The organism is Archangium lipolyticum (assembly GCF_024623785.1).
GTDB classification, from domain to species: Bacteria; Myxococcota; Myxococcia; order Myxococcales; family Myxococcaceae; genus Archangium; species Archangium lipolyticum.
On sequence record NZ_JANKBZ010000023.1, the window covers coordinates 164,713 to 187,218 of the forward strand.

General features: G+C 67.9%; 24 protein-coding genes. 11 read left to right on the forward strand and 13 right to left on the reverse strand.

Annotation, left to right across the window (positions count from 1 at the left end; genetic code table 11):
- Positions 1-20: 20 nt before the first annotated feature.
- The 3 genes from NR810_RS36180 to NR810_RS36190 all read left to right on the forward strand — a co-directional run bounded on the left by NR810_RS36180 (position 21) and on the right by NR810_RS36190 (position 1,948).
- Positions 21-473 carry a DoxX family protein gene (locus tag NR810_RS36180; RefSeq protein ID WP_257459228.1) on the forward strand — a complete coding sequence of 151 codons (453 nt, stop codon included), beginning with the start codon at positions 21-23 and terminating at the stop codon, positions 471-473.
- 124 nt (positions 474-597) lie between these two features.
- A complete protein-coding gene (locus tag NR810_RS36185) occupies positions 598-1,056 on the forward strand; it encodes a carboxymuconolactone decarboxylase family protein (RefSeq protein WP_257459229.1) in 459 nt (152 codons plus the stop codon).
- A 319-nt stretch (positions 1,057-1,375) separates the two neighbouring features.
- The gene (locus tag NR810_RS36190) at positions 1,376-1,948 is read left to right on the forward strand and encodes a CAP family protein (protein WP_257459230.1); all 573 of its coding nucleotides are present in this window, start codon (positions 1,376-1,378) and stop codon (positions 1,946-1,948) included.
- Positions 1,949-2,153: 205 nt separating this feature from the next.
- Here NR810_RS36190 and NR810_RS36195 read toward each other — a convergent pair whose 3' ends face one another.
- The 3 genes from NR810_RS36195 to NR810_RS36205 are packed head-to-tail and all read right to left on the reverse strand — an operon-like array spanning position 2,154 to position 5,504.
- Positions 2,154-2,435, reverse strand: a complete 282-nt coding sequence (locus tag NR810_RS36195; RefSeq protein ID WP_257459231.1) for a phosphopantetheine-binding protein — start codon at positions 2,433-2,435, stop codon at positions 2,154-2,156.
- Complete coding sequence (locus tag NR810_RS36200; protein ID WP_257459232.1) at positions 2,425-3,921, reverse strand: hypothetical protein; 1,497 nt, start codon at positions 3,919-3,921, stop codon at positions 2,425-2,427. The genes NR810_RS36195 and NR810_RS36200 overlap by 11 nt, the downstream gene beginning before the upstream one ends.
- Positions 3,918-5,504 (reverse strand): amino acid adenylation domain-containing protein, encoded by a 1,587-nt coding sequence (locus tag NR810_RS36205; protein WP_257459233.1) that lies wholly within the window; start codon positions 5,502-5,504, stop codon positions 3,918-3,920. Before NR810_RS36205 ends, NR810_RS36200 begins: the two co-directional genes overlap by 4 nt.
- Before the next feature lie 340 nt (positions 5,505-5,844).
- On the opposite strand from NR810_RS36205, the gene NR810_RS36210 reads away from it, so the two are divergent.
- A complete protein-coding gene (locus NR810_RS36210; RefSeq protein WP_257459236.1) occupies positions 5,845-6,876 on the forward strand; it encodes an alpha/beta fold hydrolase in 1,032 nt (343 codons plus the stop codon).
- Positions 6,877-7,512: 636 nt separating this feature from the next.
- Positions 7,513-8,094 (forward strand): hypothetical protein, encoded by a 582-nt coding sequence (locus NR810_RS36215; RefSeq protein WP_257459237.1) that lies wholly within the window; start codon positions 7,513-7,515, stop codon positions 8,092-8,094.
- A 14-nt stretch (positions 8,095-8,108) separates the two neighbouring features.
- Here the strand turns inward: NR810_RS36215 and NR810_RS36220 are convergent, their stop codons facing one another.
- Positions 8,109-8,291 (reverse strand): formate dehydrogenase accessory sulfurtransferase FdhD, encoded by a 183-nt coding sequence (locus NR810_RS36220; protein WP_257459276.1) that lies wholly within the window; start codon positions 8,289-8,291, stop codon positions 8,109-8,111.
- A 68-nt stretch (positions 8,292-8,359) separates the two neighbouring features.
- Here NR810_RS36220 and NR810_RS36225 point away from each other — a divergent pair, with 68 nt between their 5' ends.
- The 3 genes from NR810_RS36225 to NR810_RS36235 are packed head-to-tail and all read left to right on the forward strand — an operon-like array spanning position 8,360 to position 11,226.
- A complete protein-coding gene (locus NR810_RS36225; protein WP_257459238.1) occupies positions 8,360-9,283 on the forward strand; it encodes an ABC transporter ATP-binding protein in 924 nt (307 codons plus the stop codon).
- Positions 9,280-10,116, forward strand: a complete 837-nt coding sequence (locus tag NR810_RS36230; RefSeq protein ID WP_257459239.1) for an ABC transporter permease subunit — start codon at positions 9,280-9,282, stop codon at positions 10,114-10,116. The genes NR810_RS36225 and NR810_RS36230 overlap by 4 nt, the downstream gene beginning before the upstream one ends.
- On the forward strand, positions 10,117-11,226 hold the full coding sequence (locus NR810_RS36235) for a hypothetical protein (protein ID WP_257459240.1): 1,110 nt from the start codon (positions 10,117-10,119) through the stop codon (positions 11,224-11,226).
- Between the two features lie 466 nt (positions 11,227-11,692).
- Here NR810_RS36235 and NR810_RS36240 read toward each other — a convergent pair whose 3' ends face one another.
- On the reverse strand, positions 11,693-12,514 hold the full coding sequence (locus NR810_RS36240; RefSeq protein ID WP_257459242.1) for a peptidoglycan-binding protein: 822 nt from the start codon (positions 12,512-12,514) through the stop codon (positions 11,693-11,695).
- Positions 12,515-12,735: 221 nt separating this feature from the next.
- Between NR810_RS36240 and NR810_RS36245 the strand changes: the two genes are divergently transcribed.
- Complete coding sequence (locus NR810_RS36245) at positions 12,736-13,164, forward strand: hypothetical protein (RefSeq protein WP_257459244.1); 429 nt, start codon at positions 12,736-12,738, stop codon at positions 13,162-13,164.
- Between the two features lie 141 nt (positions 13,165-13,305).
- Here NR810_RS36245 and NR810_RS36250 read toward each other — a convergent pair whose 3' ends face one another.
- The 5 genes from NR810_RS36250 to NR810_RS36270 form a co-directional block, all read right to left on the reverse strand.
- Positions 13,306-14,643 (reverse strand): hypothetical protein, encoded by a 1,338-nt coding sequence (locus tag NR810_RS36250; protein WP_257459245.1) that lies wholly within the window; start codon positions 14,641-14,643, stop codon positions 13,306-13,308.
- Positions 14,644-14,880: 237 nt separating this feature from the next.
- Positions 14,881-15,777, reverse strand: a complete 897-nt coding sequence (locus NR810_RS36255) for an RluA family pseudouridine synthase (RefSeq protein WP_257459247.1) — start codon at positions 15,775-15,777, stop codon at positions 14,881-14,883.
- A gap of 4 nt (positions 15,778-15,781) precedes the next feature.
- A complete protein-coding gene (locus tag NR810_RS36260; protein WP_257459248.1) occupies positions 15,782-15,928 on the reverse strand; it encodes a hypothetical protein in 147 nt (48 codons plus the stop codon).
- A gap of 122 nt (positions 15,929-16,050) precedes the next feature.
- On the reverse strand, positions 16,051-16,770 hold the full coding sequence (locus NR810_RS36265) for a VOC family protein (RefSeq protein WP_257459252.1): 720 nt from the start codon (positions 16,768-16,770) through the stop codon (positions 16,051-16,053).
- Positions 16,767-17,249, reverse strand: coding sequence for a MarR family winged helix-turn-helix transcriptional regulator (locus tag NR810_RS36270; protein WP_257459255.1), 483 nt, complete (start codon positions 17,247-17,249; stop codon positions 16,767-16,769). Before NR810_RS36270 ends, NR810_RS36265 begins: the two co-directional genes overlap by 4 nt.
- Positions 17,250-17,782: 533 nt before the next feature.
- Between NR810_RS36270 and NR810_RS36275 the strand changes: the two genes are divergently transcribed.
- Complete coding sequence (locus tag NR810_RS36275) at positions 17,783-18,226, forward strand: RidA family protein (protein WP_257459256.1); 444 nt, start codon at positions 17,783-17,785, stop codon at positions 18,224-18,226.
- A gap of 37 nt (positions 18,227-18,263) precedes the next feature.
- Here NR810_RS36275 and NR810_RS36280 read toward each other — a convergent pair whose 3' ends face one another.
- Both NR810_RS36280 and NR810_RS36285 read right to left on the reverse strand, forming a co-directional pair.
- On the reverse strand, positions 18,264-18,413 hold the full coding sequence (locus tag NR810_RS36280) for a hypothetical protein (protein WP_257459258.1): 150 nt from the start codon (positions 18,411-18,413) through the stop codon (positions 18,264-18,266).
- Positions 18,414-18,491: 78 nt separating this feature from the next.
- Complete coding sequence (locus NR810_RS36285) at positions 18,492-18,695, reverse strand: DUF3418 domain-containing protein (protein WP_257459259.1); 204 nt, start codon at positions 18,693-18,695, stop codon at positions 18,492-18,494.
- Between the two features lie 685 nt (positions 18,696-19,380).
- On the opposite strand from NR810_RS36285, the gene NR810_RS36290 reads away from it, so the two are divergent.
- A complete protein-coding gene (locus NR810_RS36290; RefSeq protein WP_257459260.1) occupies positions 19,381-21,207 on the forward strand; it encodes an ATP-binding protein in 1,827 nt (608 codons plus the stop codon).
- Between the two features lie 299 nt (positions 21,208-21,506).
- On the opposite strand, the gene NR810_RS36295 is transcribed toward NR810_RS36290, so the two are convergent.
- Positions 21,507-22,022, reverse strand: coding sequence for a cyclic nucleotide-binding domain-containing protein (locus tag NR810_RS36295; protein ID WP_257459261.1), 516 nt, complete (start codon positions 22,020-22,022; stop codon positions 21,507-21,509).
- Between the last annotated feature and the right edge of the window lie 484 nt (positions 22,023-22,506).

The following is a 22,506-nucleotide window of genomic DNA, read 5'->3' on the forward strand; positions in this document are numbered from 1 at the left end:
CCTTCCGGAGGAGAGCACTCATGCAGTCACGGATGACCCTGATGAACGCCCGCGGCGCCGTCTACTGGATGGCCACCACCCTCACCGCGCTCTGCATCCTCTCGGGAGGCGCGGCCAATCTGTCCCATGCCGAAGTCCCGCTGCGGGGACTGGCCGAGCTCGGTTACCCGGCCTACTTCGCCACCATTCTCGGGGCGTGGAAGGTGCTCGGCGGCCTCGTCCTCCTCGCGCCACGGCTACCCCGTCTGAAGGAGTGGGCCTACGCCGGCATCGCGTTTGCCCTCTCCGGGGCGGCGTTCTCGCACGCCGCGGTGGGCGATCCGGCGGTGAAGGTGATCGTTCCGCTCGTGATCCTCGGGCTCGCTGTCACGTCGTGGGCTCTCCGGCCCGCGAGCCGCGTTCTCGGAGCCGTGACGGGCGAGCCGGCGGCGGCGAGGATCGGTGCCTACGCGCTCGCGAAGGCGGGGACGTGACGCTCCACGCGCCTCGAATCACCCGGCCAACCCTTTTTCCGGTCACCGGTCACATTCCCTCGTCGCGATCCTACATACCACTGAAGCACCTGATGACCCCTGGAACACCCGAAGGAAGACACTCATGCAAGCACGAATGAAGAACCCCGCGATGCTCATTCCTGACGCCATGAAGGCCCTGCAGGCCCTGGGGGCGTCCGTGGAAAAGGGCGGCGTGCCGTATCGGACGCTCGAGCTCGTCCATCTGCGAGCCAGTCAGATCAATGGCTGCAGCGTCTGCGTTGACGGGCACCCTCGCCTGCTCAAGAAGGCGGGCGAAACGGACGAGCGCATCCTCGCAGTGGCGGCCTGGCGGGACGCGCCCTACTTCAACGACGCCGAACGCGCCGCGCTGGCGCTGGCCGAGGCCCTCACCCGCCTCAGCGACCGGGCGGATCCGGTACCCGACGAGCTCTGGAAGGAGGCCGCCCGGCACTACGACGAGCCGGCGCTTGCGGCCCTGGTCCTCGCGATCGCCAACATCAACGTCTGGAACCGCCTCAACGTCGCCACCCGGCAGGTGGCGGGTGAGTGGAAGCCGTAGCGCGGCGCCCCCTCGGCCCGCGCAAGCTCCACTTCCAAGGAGACCGCGGCAGCTGTTTCTGCGCGCATTCCCGCATCCCCGGGAGCGGCTCCAGCCTTGGCCTGGCCCGGCGCAGCGCCACCACCTCCAGCACCACGATTTGCAGCACCGCCAGAGTTGGCACGGCCACGCTTGCCCCCCGCCACCCCCAGCAGCCCACTCCCGAAGCGGGAGCGGAGGAGGCGAGCGTGGCGGCTGAGGCCGGATGCCCGCCTCGCTGACGGTGTGGTAGGTGGGTGGGTTGGAGTCGTCGTCCATTGCCCACCAGGAGCTACAGACCATGCGTGCCCATCGTGTCGTGTTGACCTTGATCACCCTGCTGGTGCTCATCGCTCCCAGTGCATTCGCGCGCGCACCCCTCCCGATGCCGGATGCGGCCAGAGTCAAAGCCTTCGAGGCGCAGATCCTCGCCGTACACAACAAGCTCCGCGCGAAGCATGGCGTTCCTCCCATGAAGTGGGATGCCGCGGTCGCGAACTACGCGAAGAGCCGCGCGAACCTTGTCTCGCAGAGGGACGGCCTCTCCCATGGCCACGCAGGGCTCCAGGATCACGGTGAGAACCTCTATTGGGGTGCGACATCAGGGGCGTTGCCTGGTGGGGAGAAGGCCGCCGCCGCCGCCGTCGAATCCTGGTACAACGAGATCAAGGATTACAATTTCTCGAACCCTGGTTTCTCTAGCACCACCGGCCACTTCACGCAGGTTGTCTGGAAGAACAGCACCAGGCTCGGCTGTGCCATCGTCCAGGGGAAAGGCGCCAGGTGGTTCGAAACGTATGTCGTCTGTAACTATGTGGTTCCAGGAAACATGATGGGGGACTTCCCGGCCAACGTCCTTCCCCCGAAGCGCTGACCTCGGTCCACCAGCATCTTTCAAGGGTCTCGGGTTCTCGGAACCCGGGGCCCTTTGAGGTGCCAATCACCGGGCACCTGGGGCTGGGGGGACCGCCCCCCACGCATTGCGATCAGTACAGTAAAGAGCGAATGACTGTGGTTGTGTACAAGGGGGGTCCGTTGCCAAGCAGGGCGGCGTTCAGGCGTCTCCGCGTCGCTCCCTCTCAACGCCTGGCCGACATGCCTCCCGCCGCTGGACGCAGCATCGGGGCGACGAATCCTTCGATCAAATCGACCGAATCGAGCATCGCGATGTCGAAGTCGACGTTGGCGAAATCGATGCCGAACTCCGTTTCGAGGAACGTCACCAGCTCCACGGCCGACATCGAGTCCAGTCGTCCGCTCTGGAACAGCGATTCGGAGTCCGAGAAGACCGTGTTGCCGGCATGCCCCTCCACCAGGCCGGCGATGAAGCCCCGGATTCTCTGTTTCGCATCACCGCTCATGCGTCCCTCCACAGATGAAGAACAGGAATCTGAAGCGTTCCGACAGGGAGAGCGTTCTGTCTTCATGTCCGAAGACATACAGAACCAGGAAGAAGAACCAGACTCCGGTGCAAGGGAGCACCCAATGCCTGACGAACGAACCGCCGGGTCGACTCTTCCTCTGGCGGCTCTGTGAGATCCCCACCCCCAGCGCCAGAACCAGACAATAGAACAGGTAGCTCTGGTATCCAGCCACCGCGCCATACCAGCCGTGCTTGATGACCTCGTCGATCTCCCTCATGAAGTGGAAGAGCGCGTTGCCCACTCCGGCGGCCATGAAGGTGGCGAAGAAGAGCCGCAACCGGGGGTGACGTTTGAAGCACCGCAGGAAGGTCGGATAGAAGAAGAAGTCGACCAGCAACTCCTTGAAGTAGAAGTAATACCGGTTCCAGAACTCCGCGAGCGAGCGTGCCTCCAGGGGACGCCACATGTTCCGCGGCAGCCGGAATCCCGCGATCCGGGCCGAGCCGATGATCGTATGGCTGAAGATCGCCATCCCCAGGGCGAGGTCGACGCTGGAGAGCACCAGGCTCGCCCAGCCGGTCCATGGACTGAAGCTCCTTCCCCCGGTGAGCCAGGCGATGGCCTCGGCGAACCAGGGAATACCCAGCTCCTGGTGGACAAGGGTGCTCCAGGCCTCCCGGGCGTACAGGAGCACGCGCGCCCAGAGCAGCAGCTTGAGGCCCTTGAGCTGGGTCACCGCCAGCTCCTCGGCGGTCCTGGCCTCGAATCTCGCCAGATAGGCCGCGCCCTTTCCAAAGGAAACGCTGGTCGAGCCCCAGAACGGCCGGAACAGTCCGAGGTGCTCGACCACGGAGACCGGTTTCCTGGAGCCCTGGTCGTGTAGTGCGTAGCAGATGAACCAGAAGTAGGCCCCCAGCGTCATGGCCAGCGCCCACAACGCGATTCCTTCGACATGGCCCGTGGTGGCGGTCGCGGCCGCCACGAGGAGCGAGAAGATTCCCAGCAACAGAAGTACCGGCCGATGCGCGAGCTTCGAGTCGCTGAACCGCTGGCGGAGCGCCAGCAGCGCGGTCGCGAGCCCGAAGACCGAGAGCGTGGCGCCATACCCCAGGAAGGGAACGGCCTTCGGATGTTCGATGCCCGCGTTCTTCGCCAGTCCCTTCACGGCGTCGAGCGAGTTGAACCACAAGGGATCGAGCGCGAGCACGGCGAAGGTCGATAACGCGACCAGCTTCATCCGATGCTCCGCGACATACGCGCATGCGGCGGCGCCGAGCATCACCGGAAGCCAGTACCGCCAGGAGTATTGAAGGGACAGCAGCGTCCCGAAGCCCAGGATGATCAGCAGGCGGCCGAGGGTCGTCCGCGCGAACTCGACGATCCGGGCGTTGGCCTCCATCGCGAAGAGGCGCCGGATGCCGGGTTGCCCGCTCTCCGGTGCCTTCGCCGGAACAGCCGCGCTGGAAGTCAGGGTGGCGCTCATCGGCTCTCCGCCTCGAGCAGGCTCCGCAGTTGTTTGCGATCGACCTTCCCGTTCGGGCTGAGCGGCATGTCGGAGAGCCGCTCGATGCGATGAGGAACCATGTACTCCGGCAGCCGCTGCGTCATCCGGGCGAGGACATCCCGCACGGGAGGCATCTCGCCGCTGACGAAAGCGACGATTCCCCGGGCGGCTCCTTGTTGGATGGGCCAGGCCAGCGCGGCCACGAACCCGGCCTGGGTGACGGCGCGCAGGTGCGCCTCGACTTCCTCCAACTCCACCCGGTTGCCCAGGATCTTGACCTGATGATCGACGCGGCCAAGGTGATGCAGGCAACCGGCTTCGTCGCGGCGGGCAAGGTCGCCCGTCAGGTACCAACGTCTGCCATCGATCGTCGGAAACCGGGACGCCGTGAGCTCGGGCGCTCCCAGGTAGCCTCGCGCGAGCTGTGGCCCGCCAACCGCCAGCTCTCCCTCCTGGCCGGGACCGAGGAAGTTCAGTGACTCGTCGACGATCGCCACTCGCGTACCGGGCAAGGGCATGCCGATCGCGATCACATCCCGCCCGGGGGTCTGGATGGGATGCGTGCTGTAGCACAGTGCCGTGCAGGTGACGGTGGCTTCGGTGGGCCCATAGAGGTTGTCAATCACGCTATTGGGCGCCGCTTCCGCCCACGCCCTCGCGGCGGCCACCGACAGGGGTTCACCGCCAAACATCGAGCAGCGGAGGCTGGGGAGCACGCCCGGGCGCAGCGCCCGTGTCCGCTGCGCCAACCCGATGATCGATGGAACGGAGACCCAGACGGTCAACTGCTTGTCACGGATGAACCTGACCGAGTTCATGATCTGGTTGCGCGGCAGCACATGCAGCGACGCGCCAGCGCCCCAGGTCAGGAACATGTCGTGGACCGAGACGTCGAAGTTCAGCTCGCAGGTCTCGGGGAGACGGTCTTCGGGCGTGAACCTGTAGCGGTCCATCATCACCGTCAGGTAGTGATGGACCGCTCCCGCGGAGATCATCACCCCTTTCGGAACACCGGTCGTTCCCGAGGTGAACTCGATGTAGGCCAGATCGTCCGCCGACACGTGGGCGGGGGCATCGAGCGCCCTGGCATCCGGCAACGCCCGGAGCCCATGGATGCGCTTGCCGTGCATCGCGGGTGTCTTCTTCAGGACGGCTGGATCCGGCACGAGGAGCAGGTTGGGACTGGCCTCGAGCACGCGCTCCGACAACAGGCGTGCGCCTTCGGCGTCGGTGATCAGGGCATCGAGGTGGCACAGCGAGAGCACGGTCCGCAGCCGCTCTTCCGGAAGTCTCGAGCCCAGGGGGACATACGTCGCGCCAGACCATGTCGCACCGAGGACACCGATACAGGCTTCGATGCTACGCGATGCCAGGATTCCGACACGCCATTGCCTCTCATGTTGGATACCAGAATCGAGCGCGGTGGCCAGGACGCGCGCGACCCGCCGGGCCAGTGTCGCCAGCTCGCGATAGGTCAGCTCTTCGCCATCGGCCGAGAGCGCCAGTCTGTCCGGGGACTCGATACTGTTGCGATGGAACGGGAGCGCGAGGTTGTAGTTCATCGTGTCTGGCGGGGTAATGACTGGGGGCCTCCAGGCGGAATCTAGGTAGGGTGCCGGCCGCGGCCCGTGTCATTCCACGGCATGTGTTTTCCCCCCTGAATGAATCGTCCGCGGTTGCATTCATCCCAACGCTGGGTTGCCCGAGAGGGCTGGAGCGATGCACTCACCCCTCGGGAGTCAGGTTGTGAATCAGGGCCGACGTCGAAATCCGGCGCCGGGCGTCGCAGGGCACAGACGGCCGGCGCCGGCGGGCGTCTCCACCGCGAGGGTGTTTCCAGCCGGGACGGGGACCGTCGAGTTCGACACGAGCAAGCTGTTCAACTTCGTGGAGACCGAGTACATGCTGCGAGTGCCGGAGGAATCCATGGGCGCGGTGTGGAGCGATCAAGCAGACCCGAATCCCCGGCGTCGGCGACGTCGCCGATGGCTCGCCGCCGGAGGCATCCTCGCCGGCCTCGGACTGCTCATGAGCTTCGCGCTGCGCAGCCCGTCTCCGGTCGGGTACTTCATCTCCGCAGCGTCTCAGGACCGCTTTCTCGTGGCGTACAACCGCGCGATGGCGGACATGCCTCAACCGGATCGGACGCTCGACCTCCGCACGTCGTACGGGGTGGTACGGGTTTATCATTTCGCCGGAGCCGCTCCCGCTGCCGTACCGCTGCTGTTGTTGCCCGGCAGGGCGTCAGCGTCACCTGTCTGGGCGGACAACATGCCGGCCCTGCTCGGTGTTCGCAGCCTCTACACGATCGACCTCCTCGGCGAGCCTGGGATGAGCATTCAGTCCCGACCGATCACCAGCGCTGATGACCATGCTCGATGGCTGCACGAAGTCCTGCTGGCGTTGCCCGAGAGCAAGGTCCATCTCCTCGGGATGTCGATCGGTGGGTGGACGGCGATCAATCTGGCCGTCCGTCAGCCGGAGAAGATCGCCAGTGTCACCGTGCTCGACCCGATCATGACCTTCAACAACCTCTCTGTGGAAGCGATCGTCCGGAGCATACCGGCGAGCGTGCGCTGGTTCCCCAAGGCGTGGCGCGACAGCTTCGCCAGCTGGACGGCGAACGGGGCGCCGGTCGAGGACGTACCTGTGGCCGTGATGATCGAAGCCGGCATGCAGTCGTACGCGTCGAAGCTCTCGGGTCCGGTTCGAATCACCGAAGAGCAACTCACCGCGCTGGACATCCCGGTGCTGGCGATCATCGCCGGCGCCTCCGGCATGCACGACTCCGCCGAGGGGGCTGAGACGGCTCGTCGGCTGCTCGAGCCCGGTGAGGTCAAGGTCTATTCCGAAGCGTCGCACGCGATCAACGGTGAGTATCCCAACGAGATCGCCGCCGACATCTCCGGCTTCCTCGGTCGGATCGAGCAGTGACGTCGTCGGGAAAGCGGGTTCGATCGCACAACTCGGGCGGCCCCCTCAGCAGCCCTCCTCTCTATCCCACGCCTTCAAAAGGCACCGTGCCCGGAGGACCTCTTTGAGGGTGCTACACGGTCTCCATGCAGCCCTCGAAGATGCCCCAGTCGGTCGGGCAGTGAGTGCGTGGGGCACTCGCGCCTGTGGGAACACGGCATGAGCGGCGTGCGGCATGCGCTGGGGAAGGTCTCCGCGCACTTGCCGCGCATCTTGGAGGTCGAGACTGAACCACCGAGGGTTTCCGGGGTGACTCGAGCAGCGGAGGAGTAGGGGCCATGACAGGGGGCGCCCACGCTCTCGCCCGCGCCGTTCCACCTTCGAACATCCGGGGGCCTCGTGTCGGGCCGCGAGCCCGCTTCCTCGAAGGCACCGAGGGGATTCGAGCAGTGTCGTTGATCCTGCACGCGCTCTACCTCTCGGTCGCATTGTTTGGAGTGCAGGCCAATCACAGCTTCCGCCTCCCCCATCTCGAACAAGAGGAGCTCGAACAAAGAGGCAGGGTCATCGGACGGCAGAACGTCCTCCGCTGACCGCCACGACCTTCGCGGGGGCTCGGCTCCTGGTTGTGATTTCTCATCCTGAGGAATACGGAACATGAATACACGGAGTGGATTGTTCGCGGTGGCGGTAGGGGCGTTGACTGCTCTCGGGTTGGCGTGTGGCGGTGCGGAGTCGGTGGATGAGCTGCCGCCCGAGCCTCCGGAGAACGAGGTGAACTTCCCGGCGCTTGTGCAGGGCGTCGTCAACGGTTGGACGATCAACACCTCCGAGGAGTTCCCACCCATCGGGTGCGGCGCCGGAAGTCTCATCAACCAGATGAGGTGCGTGGGAGGCAACTGCGACGACGTGGGCGCCTACTGCGCGTCGGCGGGCGCGACCTTCAGCGATACGTACTGGACGAGCTACTTTTCCGAAGAAGGAACGAACTACCGGACCTGCAGTGCGGGGTGGTGGATGACGGGGCTCGTCTGTCGGGGCGCGCACTGTGACGACATCTCCATCCAGTGTACGCAGGTCACCAACCGCGGCACTGGGTCGTGCCGCTGGGCGGATCGACAGTTTTCCGAGGAGTTCCCCAACACGTACAGCCTGCCCTCGGGCTGGTACGCGAGGGGTCTGGCCTGCACGGGCGGGTTGTGTGACAACCTGCGCGTCTACGAGTGCCAGCTGCTGTAGTCCCTCTCCGGGCATCACCCCGCGCGCACGCACTCGGGGTGGGTGTAGAGGTTTAAGCGCCCGTCACGCGCGAAAGTGGCCAGGGTGAGCCCAGCACGCTCGGCGGAGTCGATGGCGAGCGAGCAGGCCGCGGAGACGACCTCTCCGAAGCACTCCGCTGGAGGTCGGCCGCTCGCTCCTCCGTTGGGACCGGTCAGCGACCCTTCCGGACCGGCTGGCCCTTCGTCACGAGGCGCCGCGGTTCGAGCGCCTACAGTCCCGCGCCATGCATGCCATCGAGGTCGTGGGGCTCAAGAAGACGTACGGCAAGGGCTGGCGCCGCGCCGGTCAGGTCGCGCTCGCGGGCGTGGACCTGCACGTGCCGGTGGGCAGTGCGTTCGGGCTCATCGGGCCCAACGGCGCGGGCAAGACGACGTTCATCAAGTCGGTGCTCGGCATCGTGCGGCCCACGGGGGGCGAGGTGCGGGTGCTCGGTGGTGACCCCGAGGACCCCGCGGTGCGCGCGCGCATCGGCTACCTGCCCGAGCGCCTGCACCTGCCGGGGGCGTGGACGGCCACGGCGTTCCTGAACACGGTGGCGCGGCTGAAGAACCTGCGGCGCGATGTGGCCGCCCATGCGCGCCTGCTCGAGCGCGTGGGCCTGGCCGACGCGGCGGGCCGGCGCATCGGGGGCTACTCCAAGGGCATGCGGCAGCGGCTCGGGCTCGCCGCGGCGCTGCTCGGCGAGCCGGAGCTGCTCATCCTCGACGAGCCGACGGACGGCATCGACCCCATGGGCCGCATGGAGGTGCGCCGCATCCTGCAGGACGAGGTGCGCCGCGGCGCCACCCTTTTTCTCAACTCCCACCTGCTGGCGGAGACGGAGCGCGTGTGTGACCGCATCGCCATCCTCGGCGAGGGCCGGGTGCTGCGCGAGGGGCGGCTGGAGGACCTGCAGCGCACCGGGCACCGCTGGTCGATGCGCTTCGCGCCGGGCGCGAGCGCGCAGGTGCTGCGGGCCGCGGGCTTCACGCCCGCTGGCGACGAGGGCGACGGGCGCTGGACCCTGGGGACGCCGGACGCCGCGGCGCTCAACGCGGCCCTGGGCCAGGCGCTCGCGGGCGGCGCGCTGCTGGTGGAGTTGCGGCGTGATGCGCAGGACCTCGAGGCGGTGCTGACGAACGCGGTGGGCGCGGGGGTGGCGGCGTGAACGGAGTCCTGGGCATCGCAGGCTACGTCTTGCGCGAGGCGCTGAGCCGCAAGTTCATCCTCGCCTTCCTGGTGGGCATCACGCTGCTGCTCCTCACGCTCACGTTGTCGCTGCGCATCGAGGTCCTGGACGGCGCGCTCGCCGCCACGCGGCTGTTCGGCCAGTCCCTGGACCACGCCATCCAGGCCGTCGACATGGCGCTGCGGCCGCTCTACATGGTCACCGCCTACCTGGTGTTCTACGGCGGCATCCTCTTCGGCCTGGTGGCGTGCTCGGACTTCGCGCCTGGCCTGCTGTCGCCCGGCCGCATCGAGCACCTGCTCGCCCTGCCGGTGCACCGCTGGCAGGTGCTGGTCGGCACGTTCGTGGGCGTGATGACGTTGGGGGTGGGCGGTGCGGCGTACGGAGCGGGCGGCCTGTGGCTCATCCTCGGCGTCAAGACGGGGTACTGGACGGCGGGGCCGCTCATCGCGGCGCTGCTCGCGTGCGTGGCGTACGCGGCGGTGTACGCGGTGATGCTCACCTGCGCGACGCTGGTGCGCAGCGCGGCACTGTGTGCGGCCGCGGGCGGCGCGTTCCTGGTGCTGGGCGTCATCGCCGGTTTCCGGCGCAGCATCGCGCCGGTGTTCGAGGAGGGGGTGAGCCGCACGGGCTTCGAGCTGCTCACGCTCTTCCTGCCCCGCCTCAGCTCGCTCGCCAACGCATCGGCATCCATCGCCGCATCCATCCCCCTCGAGCAGCACTCGCTGGGAGCGGTGAGCGCAGGTGTGGGCCTCTTCGGCGTGGGCGCGCTCGCGCTCGGCCTCTGGCACTTCGAACGGAAGGACTACTAGATGAAGACGCGAGGCGCGCGGTTCCTGGTGCTCGCCGTGGTGGTGTTCGCCGCCGCGGCGCTACTGATGTGGTTCGGACAGGGTGAGGAGGCGCTCAGCGCGAGCGAGCAGCCGCCGGTGGAGTTCCCGCGCCGGCTGCGCGCCCAGGAGAAGACGCGCGCGCAGGCGCGGCGCACCTGGGTGGTTCCGACGCCGGACGCCGGGCCCCAGGGGGCTACGGACCCGCTGCTCGCGGCGCTGCCACGAGGCAAGGGCAAGACGGCCGTGGTGCTGGAGGCCAACGCCCTTCGCCACTCGCCCATCGGCGAGCTGCTGCTCGAGTGCCTCTATCGCGACGGCGGCAAGCAGCTGCGGCAGCTCCAGGAGCGCACGGGCATCGACCCGCTCACGGACCTGGACCGGCTCGCCATCACCGACGAGGGCCTGGTGCTGTCGGGCAACTTCGGCAAGGCGAAGACCGACGAGCTGCTCGGGAAGCATGGGCGCTCGAGCTACGGCGACTCCGCGCGCATCTACGAGCCCCCGGCCGGGCGGGCGCTCGCCGACGGCGGCGTGGGGCGCGGCGGCGGGCCCACGTTCGCGACGTGGGGCAACCAGATGATCGTCATGGGCCGGGACCGCAACGGGGTGCGCGACGTCATCGACCGGGTGGAGGGGCGTGGCCCGCAGGAGCCGCCGGTGCTCGGCGAGACCGCGACGTACGGCGAGGTGTACGGCGTCATCGCGACCCGCACCCTCGCGGACGTCCTCCCGCCGGACCAGCGCGAGATCGCCGAGCAGCTGGTGCGCGCCGCGGGCGCGGTGGAGTTGCACGTGGATGCACGCGGAGACGTGGCGCTGGTGGCGGACGTGAAGGGAGAGGACGTGCAGGCGGTCTCGGATCTGGGCAAGAGCCTGGGCGGGGCGCTCGCGCTCGCGCGCATGCGCGCGCAGAGCCAGGGGCAGGAGGACCTGGCGAAGCTGCTCGACTTCGCGCGCGTGCGGCCAGACGGGGACGCGTTCCGGCTGGAGGTGGCCTTGCCGCTCGACGTGCTGAAGGAGCGGCTCGCCTTCTGCCGCGAACCTGTCCCGGAAGCGGCGGCCGGGGACGGAGGGGTGGAGCGGCTGTAGCGCAACCACCGGAGTCTGCCAGGATACGACTCCGCGAATCGTGCAACTCAGTACCGTCATCGACTTCCGCGGCCCTGAAGGCACGACGACGGCGAATGGCAGTTGCAAGTCCGCCTTGGGCCGCAATTGCGCGGCCAACTACGCCACCAACTCGACGGGGGACTTCCAGCTGAGTTCGTCGGTGATCTCCGCGATCAATGCGTCGTCAACACTGCGCGGTGCGCTTGGGTCCGTGGCTCCGATCCAAACAAGTGACCCTTCAAGGTCGACGTCGCCCGAGAGGGGCGTCGAAGAGCTCGAGGTTGCCCGAGAGGGCTGGAGCGATGCACTCACCTCTCGGGAGAGAACCTGTCCATCGGGGGAAGATGAGGAGGAGGCGAGCGTGGCGCTTGCGCAGCCCTCGCGGTGGCTGGCGTCCCTCGAGCGCCATGTCCAGCGCTCTGCCACGCGTCCCGCCCGGTCCCGCCTAATGGGTGAGCATGGTCAGCGCGCGTCGGTAGAAGACCATGTGCCTGGGCAGCACGGTGTCGCGCCCGATGAAGCGGCGGGTGATTTCCTCGAAGTCCCCCTGGTCCGCCAGGGCGTTGAGGTCACGGCTGGTCCAGTACCAGGCCGCCACGCGGAAACCCACTTCGGGATTCGCGGCGAGCTCGGGGTCGTTCTCCAGGTCGATTCCCAGCGCCTTGCCGGCGGCACGGTAGTTGGCCCGGCCGGTGAGCAGGAGGGGGCCGCGGCCCTTGTAGCGAGCGCCGTCCCCAGGCCGCACGTTGCCCAGGTCTTCCCGTCCCTCGTACTGCTCGCCTGAATCCGGCTCCTCGAGCAGATTGAGCTGGCCCGTCACGAAGGCGAGCTCCGCGAGGAAGGCCGCCTGACGCTGGGGCGTCGTGATGTCCGCCTCGAGCATCGCCTTGTTGAGGTGCGGCAGCAGCTCGGCAGCCCGCATCTCCGAGCAGTTGGGCATGACGGTTCGCAGCTGCTCCAGGGTGAGACCCGGGCCTTCGGGCTCTTCCTGCTCCGGAGGCCGGAAGTGGACCCCGAGCTCGCGCCAGGTGTCGGAGTCCACGATGCCGTCCTCGTTCATTCCCCTGCCTCGCTGGAAGGACAGCACCGCATCCTCTGTCTGCGAGCCGAAGAAGCCATCGGTCGGGCCGGGGTTGAAGCCGGCTGTCATCAGCCTGCGTTGCAGCTCCATCACCAACGGGCCACGCGAGCCCTTGTGCAGCACGGTGGGCAGGCCCACGGACGTGAGTTGAAGGAACGTCGTGTCGATCTCGGTAGGAGTTGGCATCACGGAAACCTCCCTCTGCTTCAAGGTGCGGTGGTGCCAGCGGCTTTGTGAAGGCTGGCAACTTCCAGACAGGCATCCGCTCCCCGCCAGGGCAGGGATCCGGCAGCTTCAGAGAGACAGCACTGCGGGAGTGCCCACGGCTGGAACTTCGACGCCGAGGGGAGAGGCCAGAGCCCGTCCAGTCCTGGGGTTCGCGAGTGTCGGCTGCCTAGATTCTGGCCATGGACATACCCGACCGCGAGGCCCTGGGAGAGTTCGCACGGGAGCGTCACGTGCACTACGACGTCGAGCGCGAGGTGGTCGAAGGCGAGCAGCGCGAGGTCGTCGGATTCCGGGTCCGGCTCTTCGCCGCGCACGGCAAGTCGGGGCCGGGGACGCCGATGTGCCCGAAGTGCGTCGAGCTGATCCGCGAGCTGCAGTCGTTCGTGGAGCGGCTCGTCCGCACGGGCGAGGCGGCGAGCCGCACGGAGATAGTTCCCGCGACTCCGGCGCTGTACGAGTCCGCGGAGAGCCCGGACGAGGACGAGGTGGCGCTCACGGTACACGTCCGTTGCCAGTCACCCGAACACCGGCGGCCGGGGGCAGGCGAGGACCTCTGCCTGCGCGACGTCCGGGAACGCCTGGAAGCGGTCGGCGTTCCCCGGCGCTGAGGGTCTGATGTAGAACCATCAAGGTGGAAGTGACCCAGGCACGGGGCGACTGCTGGCAAGCCGTCTGCCGGGGGACATGAAGACCACGACTCCACTCCAGTGAGCGACGAGAGGGTCCCCTGTGAGGAGGACCCTCTCGAATCAGAGGGGCAGCATGTTGACGAGGTCCTTCACCTCCTGGGGAGCGGCATCGGTCTCACCCAGCGCGCCCGTGTAGGCGCCCAGCAGCGCGGAGGCGGGGTTGACCTTGCCAGTCCCCAGCGCCCCGAGGACTCCCTCGGCGGCCCCCTTCCAGGTCTTGACCATCCCACCCAGGCCCCCCTCGATGACGCCCTTGACGCCACCCTCGGAGTTGCCAATCCCGGTCAGGACATTGCTGACGCCCGGCAGGAACCACAAGTGCTTGCCCGCCTCGCCGGCGAACCACTGGAAGTTGTCCTTGTTGCTCCCGTCCTTCTTGACGTGGGTGTCGGACGTGGTCGGCAGCCGGTGATCCGAGCCCAGGGAGGCGTAGCCCTTTTCGGCGAAGTCCTTGACCATTCCGGCCTCGGTGCCGTGCCGGGCGTCTCCATCCTTGGTGATGCCCTCGATGTTGCCGTCTCCCTTTCCGCCCTTGACCTTGCCCGTCCGCTCCCCACCGTCGGAAATCTTGGAGCTGTCGATGTACTCCAGCACCTTCGCCAGCCGGTAGACGGCATCGGGGTTCTGACGGGAATCCTTCAGGTCGAGCCTGGCATCCACGCCGGTCTGCTTGCACAACTCATTGAACTTGATGTCCTTCTGACGACCGAGCCTGGCCAGCGCGGGAGAATCTTTGACGATGTCCGCCGCCGAGCGGGTGTCCCCCCGCGGGCGCTTGTCCGTGGCCTGGGGAATGGGCGTCCCGTCCTCCGCGGTCGGCGCGGCGGCTTTGCTCGGGGGATTCTTGCTCACGGCCGAGGGGATGCTGGGAGGGATGGCCACGGTGGGGGCAAGGTCCCCGCCAAAGCCGGGGGGCATGCCGCCGGCCGAGAAGGGGTCCATCATCGGCGCACTGGCCAGCTCCGGTGGCAGGCCACCAGCGGCGGCGTATGGGTCCATCATCGGCGCACCAACGAAGCCCTGGTCCAGCAGACCCGCGGCCGCGTAGGGGTCCATCGCGGGCGCCATCAGCTGCGGCGCCATCATGCCGAGTGTGGAGGCGGCGTCGAGTCCGGCTCCGGCCAGCCCCGCGGCCCCCTGGGCGACCCCGCTGAAGGCATCACCCACGCCACCCAACATCTTGCCCGGCCTGTTGAGCTTGGGGTTGTTCAGCCCGTTGAGCTCGAAGCTGTCCCGGTTGAAGCCCGGACCGTTCAGGCCCGGCTTGTTGCCGTTGATGTCGGGGCGCGGCGTGAACTGGGGCTTCACGTCCGGCTTGGGAGCGTTGGGCTTGAAATCCGGAATCTTGTTGCCGCCGCCCTTGAAGAGGTTGCTCGCACCACCGAGTTTGATGCCCATGACGTGCTCCGGAAGAAAGCGGATGGAGAAGAGGAAGCCGAGATGGCGAAGCGTTAGTGCAGCGTGCGTGCCAGGCCTTGGTTCCTGGCCAGACGCTGTCTTCTCAAGGGATTGGGCCAAGGGGTGCGCGCCTCAGGGGGCCAGGCTGGTGACGAGGCTCACCAGGGGGAGGGTGGAGTCGAGTCACCACTGGTGAGCGGAGTCACCAGGGGGGAGGGGTGGAGCGGCTGTAGTGCGCTACGGCACCTGCAGCTCGCGCGGGATGGAGGCGTGGAGCTCCAGGCGCTTTCCCGTGAGCGGATGCACGAAGCACAGCCGCTCCGCGTGCAGCAGGTAGCCGACATCCCCGAGCAGTCCTGGATGCTCGGCACGCGGCACGCCTCCGACGGTGTAGACGGGATCTCCTTCGAGCGGATGCCCGATGAAGGCCAGGTGGATTCGGATCTGCTGGGAGCGGCCCGTCTGGATGTCCACCTCGAAGAGGGTGCTCGCCGCGCGCCGCTGGAGCACGCGCGCCAGGCTGCGGGACGCCTTTCCGCCTGGAGTCGCCATGGGGACCATGCCCATGCCGGGATGCAACGCCTCGCCGATGGGCGCGGTGATCTCGTAGCGCTCCTGGGTGGCCACGTTGAGCGACAGGGCCCGGTAACGCTTCTCCACCTCGTGCTCGCGCCAGGCGCGGGACAGTTTCGCCGCCGCGTCGTGCGTGCGCGCGAAGAGCACGAGGCCCGAGGTGCCACGTCCCAGCCGATGCAGGGGGCTCGCCTCCGGGAAGCGCTCCCGCACGACGCTGAGCAGGGTGTTCACGAGGAACCCTCCGCCCGGCACCGTGGGCAGGCCGCCCGGCTTGATGACCGCCAGGATCGCCGCGTCCTCGTGCACGAGCGAGTAGTCGCGCGGCGTCTCCTTTTCCTCCCAGGGCGGCCGGTTCCACACGAGCCACTGGCCGGCTTTCAGGAACTCCTCGCCCGTCGCGAGGACGTCATCCAACAGGACCTCTCCCCTCGCGAGCCGCTCCCGCCACACCGCCTCTGGAGAGTGCCGGTAGGCGTCGACCAGATAGGAGAGCGTGCTCGCTCCCCGTGCCCTCGCGCCCACTTGTTCGCGGTAGGCATAGCCCGTATTGAGTGCCATACCGCTACCCTCCCTCGAAGAGGTCGCTCTTCCGGGAGGTTCGTTCCGTCCGGGCGTCCATCTGGGGGACGAGCCCCTGGTCCCCGAGCACGCGTCCGAGCGGCGCGCCGCACCCGGTGTCCAGTTGCGCGATCGGCGCGCTGAGACCCATCCACTCGGCTCCTGCTCGCAACACCGTCACCTCTCATCGCTCGGGGGCTTGAACCGCGCACGGGTCCTCCAGGCGCAACATGCGCTCTGTTCCGTCCGAGGTCCATCCAGATGATGGAGACGCTACCGGAGCGCGCGCTCCAGGTCATCCGCGGCCCCCAGCTCTGCCTGGAAGCGCTGGCGTTCCTCGGGGGACAGGGGGACCTTCTGGAGCTCCGCGCGCAGGGCGCGGGCGCGTGCCTCGTCCCCCAGGGCCACCGCCAGCTCGGCGCGGGCCGCCAGGGCGCGGGCACGGTCGACAGGAGGGGCGGGCTCGTTCCGGGCGAGCGCCACGTCGAGGACCTTCGCCGCCGCGGCGTCGTCCGTCTTGAAGTCCCGCAGGCGGGCGGCCGCGGCCACCGCCTTCGCCAGCCGGGAGTCGGACTCCTTCCAGGGCGGATACTCCTCACCGCGGCTGGCTCCGGCCTTCTCGCGCCGCACGAAGATGATCGAGTTGCCGTTCAGGTCGACCAGGGTGAACCGGCCCTGGCCCGGCTTCATCCGCGTGAGGCGGGGAATGCCGGACACGGGCAGCTTGCCACGCGCGCGGCGCAGGGCCTTGGCGAAGGTCGTGTGCAGGGGCTCCACCTCCGGCATCACCACCAGGCACGTGCTGTGGCAGGACGCGGGCTCCAGCCCCTTGAGGCCGTAGAAGTGCAGCTCGAAGTCCTGGCGGCGCACCACGGCGTATGGGTTGGGGGCGGTCTGCCGGTATGTCACCTCGAAGTCCAGGGCCCGGTAGAAGTCCAACGTCTCGTCCAGCGAGACACAGGGGAGGAGGGGAATCGTCGACGTGCCGCTCATCGGGTACCTCCACTTCGGTTATCGGTGGTGGGCGCCGCGGCCTCTTCGAGGCACTGCCGCACCTGGCGCAGGCCTTCCGCCACGGCCCGCAGCGTCTTCGCGTCCAGCTTCGTCGCGAGCTGGTTGGCCCAGGCGGCCTGGCGAGCCTCCACCTTGCGGAGCGCCTCGCGGCCCCGGGGAGTCATCGTGATGAGCTTCGCGCGGCGGTGGTGCGGGTTCTCCGTGTATTCGATGAAGCCATCCCGCTCCAACGCGTCGGCGGTCTGCTGCACGCTCTGACGGGCGAGCCCCATGATGCGCGCCACGTTCGCCACCGGCGCCGGCTCGTGGTCCACCACGCCCAGCACCTGCCAGCGCGCACTGCTGAGCCCCAGGGGCTCCGTCAGCGCGTCTCCCGCCTCCAGCGCCAGACCGTTGATGCGGAAGACCTCCAGCACCACTTCCGTGAAGACCTCGCCTGCCACCGTGAGCTTCGACATGGACAGGGATCTGCCAAATGGACAGGGGGCTGTCAATATGGGCGCGTGCGTGCCCTCGGATGCGCGTCACCCGTGGTCCTGGCAGTTGCCGGGACGGGCCGCGGATCAAGACATTCTGGGACGCGTCGGGGTGCCCGAGCTGCGAGAGGATGTCCCGCACGGCCGCCGCGCCGCTCGGCCCCTTTGATGCTGCCTTGAGTGCAGCGAGCATCGCAGCGAGCTCCGAGGAGGTGACAACGACGGCGTTCGCCCAGTCCCGGGCCGCACGCTCGATGCGCGGCGAGCCCTCACGGACGAGCGCAAGCGCCTCGAAGGCCGCCTTCGTGCGGGGCAGCGGCGCACCCGGTGCGAGCTTGAACGCATCGTCGACGCTGCGTGGCAAGACGTTCGGGAGTTGAGGCGGGCGCGCATCGCCGCCCTGGCCCGGCGCATGCCGCGATGCCTCGCCGGAGGAGTGCGAGGCTCCCTCGAATGGGGGGTGCTGCCGGCGGTGGGGCCGTTCAGAATTCGGCTTCCACTCAGAGGGCGACATCATGAGCAGCTCGAATCGAAAGACCGCCAGCTTCGGGGTTCCTTGGGAAAAGGCGTATGGCTACGTGCAGGCCGTACGCTTGAACAACACCATCTACGTCTCCGGCCAGCTTTCGCACACCCCGCAGGGCGAGCTCGTCGCTCCGGCAGCGCTGGGCGCGGACGGCAAGCCCGCGGACTTCTCGACCATGGAAGCGCAGATGAAGCGCACCTACGAGAATGCCGAGGTGCTGCTGGCCGAACTGGGCGCGACCATGGCGGACGTGGTGGAAGAAACGCTGTTCGTGCTCGACGTTCCGTCTGCCTTCGCAGCCAGTTCGAAGGTGCGGCCGCTGGTCTACAAGCAGGCGGTGCCGCAGGTTGCCAGCAATCTGATCGGCGTGTCTGCCTTGGCCTTCCCCGAGCAGCTGATCGAGATTGCATTCAGGGCGGAAGTCCAGGGCTGAGCCCGGCCGCGCGCTCGCATCGGCGAGCCGTTGCCGGCTACGCCGAAGCGCCCAGCGACGCCTGTGCCAGATGGGCGAGCTGGCGTGCGGCGACGATCAGCCCGTCGATGACGAACTCGCCCACGTGTTCATCGTCTTCGGCGGCATGGCGCGATCGTTCGGCGGCATGCAGCAGGTCCAGCACCACGCTCAGCCCGCGCAGCGAGCGGCTGAGCGCCGCCAGGTCGCAAGGCGTGGTGAACGAATCGCGGGCGCGGGTCCAAGTCTAGCGCAGCGCCGCGAGGGCCGCGCCGACCTTCGCCACTGTCACCGACACGGGCGTCGTCACCTCCGGGGCGAAGATGGCCACGCGGAGCTCCTCGAAGGCCCACCGCAGCTCCCGCGCCGCCTCCTGGTCACGCACGGTGGCGCGCCTGGCGAGGAAGGTCTCCCACAGGGGGGTGAAGGGCTCGGCCTTCCCTGCGTCCATTCATACGGCAACGAGCACACCACAACCCTCTACTATGGGCAGCCGGGCCGCCATCCGCCGGGGTCCTCCGTCAAGATCCTGTACAACCGGTACGACCCGGCCCGTACCTCGCGTTACGGGTTCGCGGATCAGCTCTGGGTCATGCCGGGCGCCTTTCTGTTCATCGGCGCCCTTTGGCTGACCGGCGCGTTCGTGCTCCGAAAACGCGGCTACTGATACCGGGGAGGGGCGGGTGGGGGAGGGCGGGTGGGAGTACCGGCGGAGGCGGCCGGAGGGGACGGTATGGTCAGGGCGAACGGGCCACGACACGGCTGCACTACAAGGGCTCCTGGAAGCCAGACGCCGGGGTGCTTCCCTCCCCTGCCTGGCGCAAGGCCAGGTGCTGAGCGAGGTGGCAGACTTGGGCCCTGTCTCCGAACGAGCCATGCCGTGCAGGACAGCTCCCGTCATGAACCCACTCCAGGTCCTGGCGGGGCATGCGCCCCTCGCCTGGTCGTCGCCCTATTCCAGGAGGAAGAGCCCGCCCCCCGCGCACTATCATCCCGGACCCCGCGCGAGCCCTCCTCTCGACTGTTTCCCCACAACCATGGCGAACTTTTCCACCTTCGAGATGTCTCCGTTCGTTCCCACGCCTCCCGAACCTTCTCGACAGACCTCCACGCCCCGCGGGCGCCGTCCCTGGCTCATGGCACGACTGGACTCCCTGCTCTCGGAGTCCCTGCGGAATGCCACGCCCACGGACCTCGTCCGTCACCGGCTCATGGTCGGGGCCGCCTGCATCCTCTTGCTGATCAACTCCCTGTTCCTGCTGTGGTCCATCGCCCAGAGCGATCTCCCGCACGGGGTCATGGCCATCGTCGCCGGCCTGGGCTACCTGGTGACACTTCTGCTGGCACACAGGACCACCACGTCCACCCCGCCCGCCATGCTCCTGTTGGTGACCATGAGCATCGGGCTGGTGGGTTCCAGCTTCATGGACAAGAATCCTGTCGGTGGCGCGCATGCCATCAACATGATGCTGCCCGCCCTCGCGGTGTACCTGGTGGGGCCACGCATGGGGCTGTCCATCACCCTCTTGTTGTTCGCGGCCCTGGGGTTTGCCCATCCGTTCTACCGAGCGGACATCGGCATCGACCCCGGCACCATCACCCTCGAGTTCATCTGGTTCATCCACATCTTCGCGGGCATCGCCTTCGTGGGGGCCTGGGGCCTGGGCGCACTGCACAGCACCGCGCGCGAGGCGGCGCAGACCTCGCTCGAGCGGACGCTCAAGGAGTTGCGGGAGAGCGAGAGCAAACTCAACAGCGTCATCGAGAGCACCGACGATCTCGTGCTCTCGCTGGACCGTGAGGGACGCCTGATCACCGTGAACGCGGGCGCCAAGCGCGTCTACCTCGAGCGCGCTGGCATCGTGCTCGAGCCGGGACAGCTGCTCTTCCATCATGACAAACCAGAGGAGCGCAAGGCCTGGGAGGCACGCCTCGCCCAGGTGCTCCAAGGCCAGCGCCTGCGCCTGGAGCAGATGTATGAGGAGGGAGGTCCCCGCCTCGTATTGGACGTCAGCATGCATCCCATTACCGGCGAAGACGGCCGGGTGGTGGGGGTGACACTCTTCAGCCGCGACGTCACCGCCCGCCGGGAAGCCGAAGCCCGGCTGGGGGAGATGCACCGCACCCTGGTGGACGTCTCGCGGCAGGCGGGCATGGCCGAGGTCGCCACGGGTGTGCTCCACAACGTGGGCAACACCCTCAACAGCGTCAACATCTCCACCAACCTCGTCACCGACCGGCTCCGCCAATCACGCGTCTCGGGCCTGGCCAGGGCCGCCCAGCTGCTGCGTGAGCACACCACGGACATGGCCTCATTCCTCACCGCGGATCCCCAGGGCCAGAAGCTGCCGGCCTATCTCATCGCCGTGTCCGACCAGCTCCAGGAAGAGCGGGATGCCCTGCTCCAGGAGATGCGCTCGCTGGGCGAGAGTGTCGAGCACATCAAATCCATCGTCAGCATGCAGCAGAAGCACGCGAGGGCCGCGGGGGCCGTGGAGCAGGTGGTGGTGCCGCAGCTCATCGACGAGGCGCTGCGCCTGCACGCCGTCTCCTTCGAGCGCCTGGGCATCCGCATCGAGCGCGAATACGCCAAGGTGCCTCCCGTCTACGTCGACCGGCACAAGCTGCTGCAAATCCTCATCAACCTGCTGAGCAACGCGAAGCAAGCGCTGGTGGACAGCCCGCAACAAGACAAGCGGCTGGGAATCCACGTGAGGCGAGCGCCCGAGGAAGGCTTTCTGCTCATCGAGGTGGTGGACAATGGCGTTGGCATCGCGCCGGAGAACCTGGCGCGGATGTTCACCCAGGGCTTCACCACCAAGAAAACGGGACACGGCTTCGGCCTGCACATCAGCGCCCTGGCCGCCGCCGAACTGGAGGGACGGCTGACCTGCTCCAGCCCTGGCCCCGAGCAGGGCGCCACCTTCACGCTCGAGTTGCCGATCGGCGTTGGGGAGCAGTAGCCGGGCGCACGGGAGGGGGGCGGACAGCGGGTGTTTCATAGCACCGCCCCCGGGCGTCTCCAGGGCCCTTGACGCACCTCGCTCATCGCACTCGCAACGCTCGTCACATGGGCAATCGCTGTTGAAGGTACACGCGCTCCGCGAGCCTCCGTCCTCCTGCGTGCTAGCTACCACCAGCGTCGGCCCCGGCATCCGGCCTGGAAGACCCTCCCCCGCAGCCCGCGAGCACCACGACTCCCACCACCACAAGAGTGAGCGGCGGCCCTACGCGCTCCCGAAGATCGCGGACGAGACGCGCTTCAGCAGCCCTTCGCGACGAGCGCGGTGATCTGCTCGAGAATCGCTGGGCGCCCCTCCACGAGCGGCTTCAGGTGCGCAGCGGAGATCTCGATCACCGTGGCGGAATCCGTCGCACGCACGGTGGCGGTGCGCGGCTCGCCGGAGAGGAACGCAATCTCGCCCACGACCGCACCGGGTGAGAGCTCGGCGAGGACGCGCTCCTTCCCGTCCTGCTTCGCGATGACCTCGAGGCCGCCCTCCTGCAGGAGGAAGAGCGAGGATCCTTTGTTCCCCTGCACGATGATCCGCTCGTGCGGCCCGAGCACGATGGGCCGCGCACTGCTGGCGAGTGCGGCCACCTCGTCGGTCGTGAGGACCTCGAAGACGCCGACCTGCTCCATCGCCGACGCGATGCTCTCGACCGGGAGCCGTTCCTCGCGCACCTCCCGGTCGCACACCTCGAGGGTGCCTTCGTAACCGTCGCGGTTCTGCAGGCGGCCAAGCCGTTTCGTGTTCCCGGCCAGGTACGTCTCCACCAGGCTGACGGAGGTCGGGATGCTCTCGGAGCCCGTGTAAAGTATAGGACGGATAGGAGCCCTGTAGAGAGGTGGCGGCCAGGAGGGGAGGTGGCGAGGAGGGCCGCGGACGAGGGCCCGCCCGAGCAGTGAGCCAGGCGGGAGGAGAAGCCGCGTTGCCCCTTGGGGTACACGCCGGCCCAGGCCGCCCTCCCATGAGGTGCGCGGCAGGGGCCTGGCGCTGTTGGCGCTGGCGGCTTGAGCTTCAACACCACGAGGCGTGGAGGGGCCCGTGCGCCGGGGCCAGCCTCGCACCTGCCGTGGGCAGGCCCAGGTGCTCCACAATCGCTCGCACCCCTCCCGCCTCGTTCACGTACGCCAGCACTCGCTGCCTGCCTCCACACCTCACGCAGGCGAACACGTCGATCATCAGGACGCAAACGACAAAAACGACCGGAGAGGGGCACGGCATGCTCGATGGTGACGTCCTCCCCCAGCACGATGA

Excerpts from the sequence above, each read along its gene's own strand:
- NR810_RS36225 (WP_257459238.1), top strand. The coding sequence starts at position 8,360 with ATGCATGCCATCGAGGTCGTGGGGCTCAAGAAGACGTACGGCAAGGGC.
- NR810_RS36270 (WP_257459255.1), bottom strand. The coding sequence starts at position 17,249 with ATGTCGAAGCTCACGGTGGCAGGCGAGGTCTTCACGGAAGTGGTGCTG.
- NR810_RS36200 (WP_257459232.1), bottom strand. The coding sequence starts at position 3,921 with ATGAGCGCCACCCTGACTTCCAGCGCGGCTGTTCCGGCGAAGGCACCG.
- NR810_RS36290 (WP_257459260.1), top strand. The coding sequence starts at position 19,381 with ATGGCACGACTGGACTCCCTGCTCTCGGAGTCCCTGCGGAATGCCACG.
- NR810_RS36190 (WP_257459230.1), top strand. The coding sequence starts at position 1,376 with ATGCGTGCCCATCGTGTCGTGTTGACCTTGATCACCCTGCTGGTGCTC.
- NR810_RS36265 (WP_257459252.1), bottom strand. The coding sequence starts at position 16,770 with ATGAGCGGCACGTCGACGATTCCCCTCCTCCCCTGTGTCTCGCTGGAC.
- NR810_RS36255 (WP_257459247.1), bottom strand. The coding sequence starts at position 15,777 with ATGGCACTCAATACGGGCTATGCCTACCGCGAACAAGTGGGCGCGAGG.
- NR810_RS36210 (WP_257459236.1), top strand. The coding sequence starts at position 5,845 with ATGCTGCGAGTGCCGGAGGAATCCATGGGCGCGGTGTGGAGCGATCAA.
- NR810_RS36195 (WP_257459231.1), bottom strand. The coding sequence starts at position 2,435 with ATGAGCGGTGATGCGAAACAGAGAATCCGGGGCTTCATCGCCGGCCTG.
- NR810_RS36260 (WP_257459248.1), bottom strand. The coding sequence starts at position 15,928 with ATGGGTCTCAGCGCGCCGATCGCGCAACTGGACACCGGGTGCGGCGCG.
- NR810_RS36285 (WP_257459259.1), bottom strand. The coding sequence starts at position 18,695 with ATGGACGCAGGGAAGGCCGAGCCCTTCACCCCCCTGTGGGAGACCTTC.
- NR810_RS36205 (WP_257459233.1), bottom strand. The coding sequence starts at position 5,504 with ATGAACTACAACCTCGCGCTCCCGTTCCATCGCAACAGTATCGAGTCC.
- NR810_RS36180 (WP_257459228.1), top strand. The coding sequence starts at position 21 with ATGCAGTCACGGATGACCCTGATGAACGCCCGCGGCGCCGTCTACTGG.
- NR810_RS36245 (WP_257459244.1), top strand. The coding sequence starts at position 12,736 with ATGGACATACCCGACCGCGAGGCCCTGGGAGAGTTCGCACGGGAGCGT.
- NR810_RS36240 (WP_257459242.1), bottom strand. The coding sequence starts at position 12,514 with ATGCCAACTCCTACCGAGATCGACACGACGTTCCTTCAACTCACGTCC.
- NR810_RS36250 (WP_257459245.1), bottom strand. The coding sequence starts at position 14,643 with ATGGGCATCAAACTCGGTGGTGCGAGCAACCTCTTCAAGGGCGGCGGC.
- NR810_RS36235 (WP_257459240.1), top strand. The coding sequence starts at position 10,117 with ATGAAGACGCGAGGCGCGCGGTTCCTGGTGCTCGCCGTGGTGGTGTTC.
- NR810_RS36275 (WP_257459256.1), top strand. The coding sequence starts at position 17,783 with ATGAGCAGCTCGAATCGAAAGACCGCCAGCTTCGGGGTTCCTTGGGAA.
- NR810_RS36185 (WP_257459229.1), top strand. The coding sequence starts at position 598 with ATGCAAGCACGAATGAAGAACCCCGCGATGCTCATTCCTGACGCCATG.
- NR810_RS36215 (WP_257459237.1), top strand. The coding sequence starts at position 7,513 with ATGAATACACGGAGTGGATTGTTCGCGGTGGCGGTAGGGGCGTTGACT.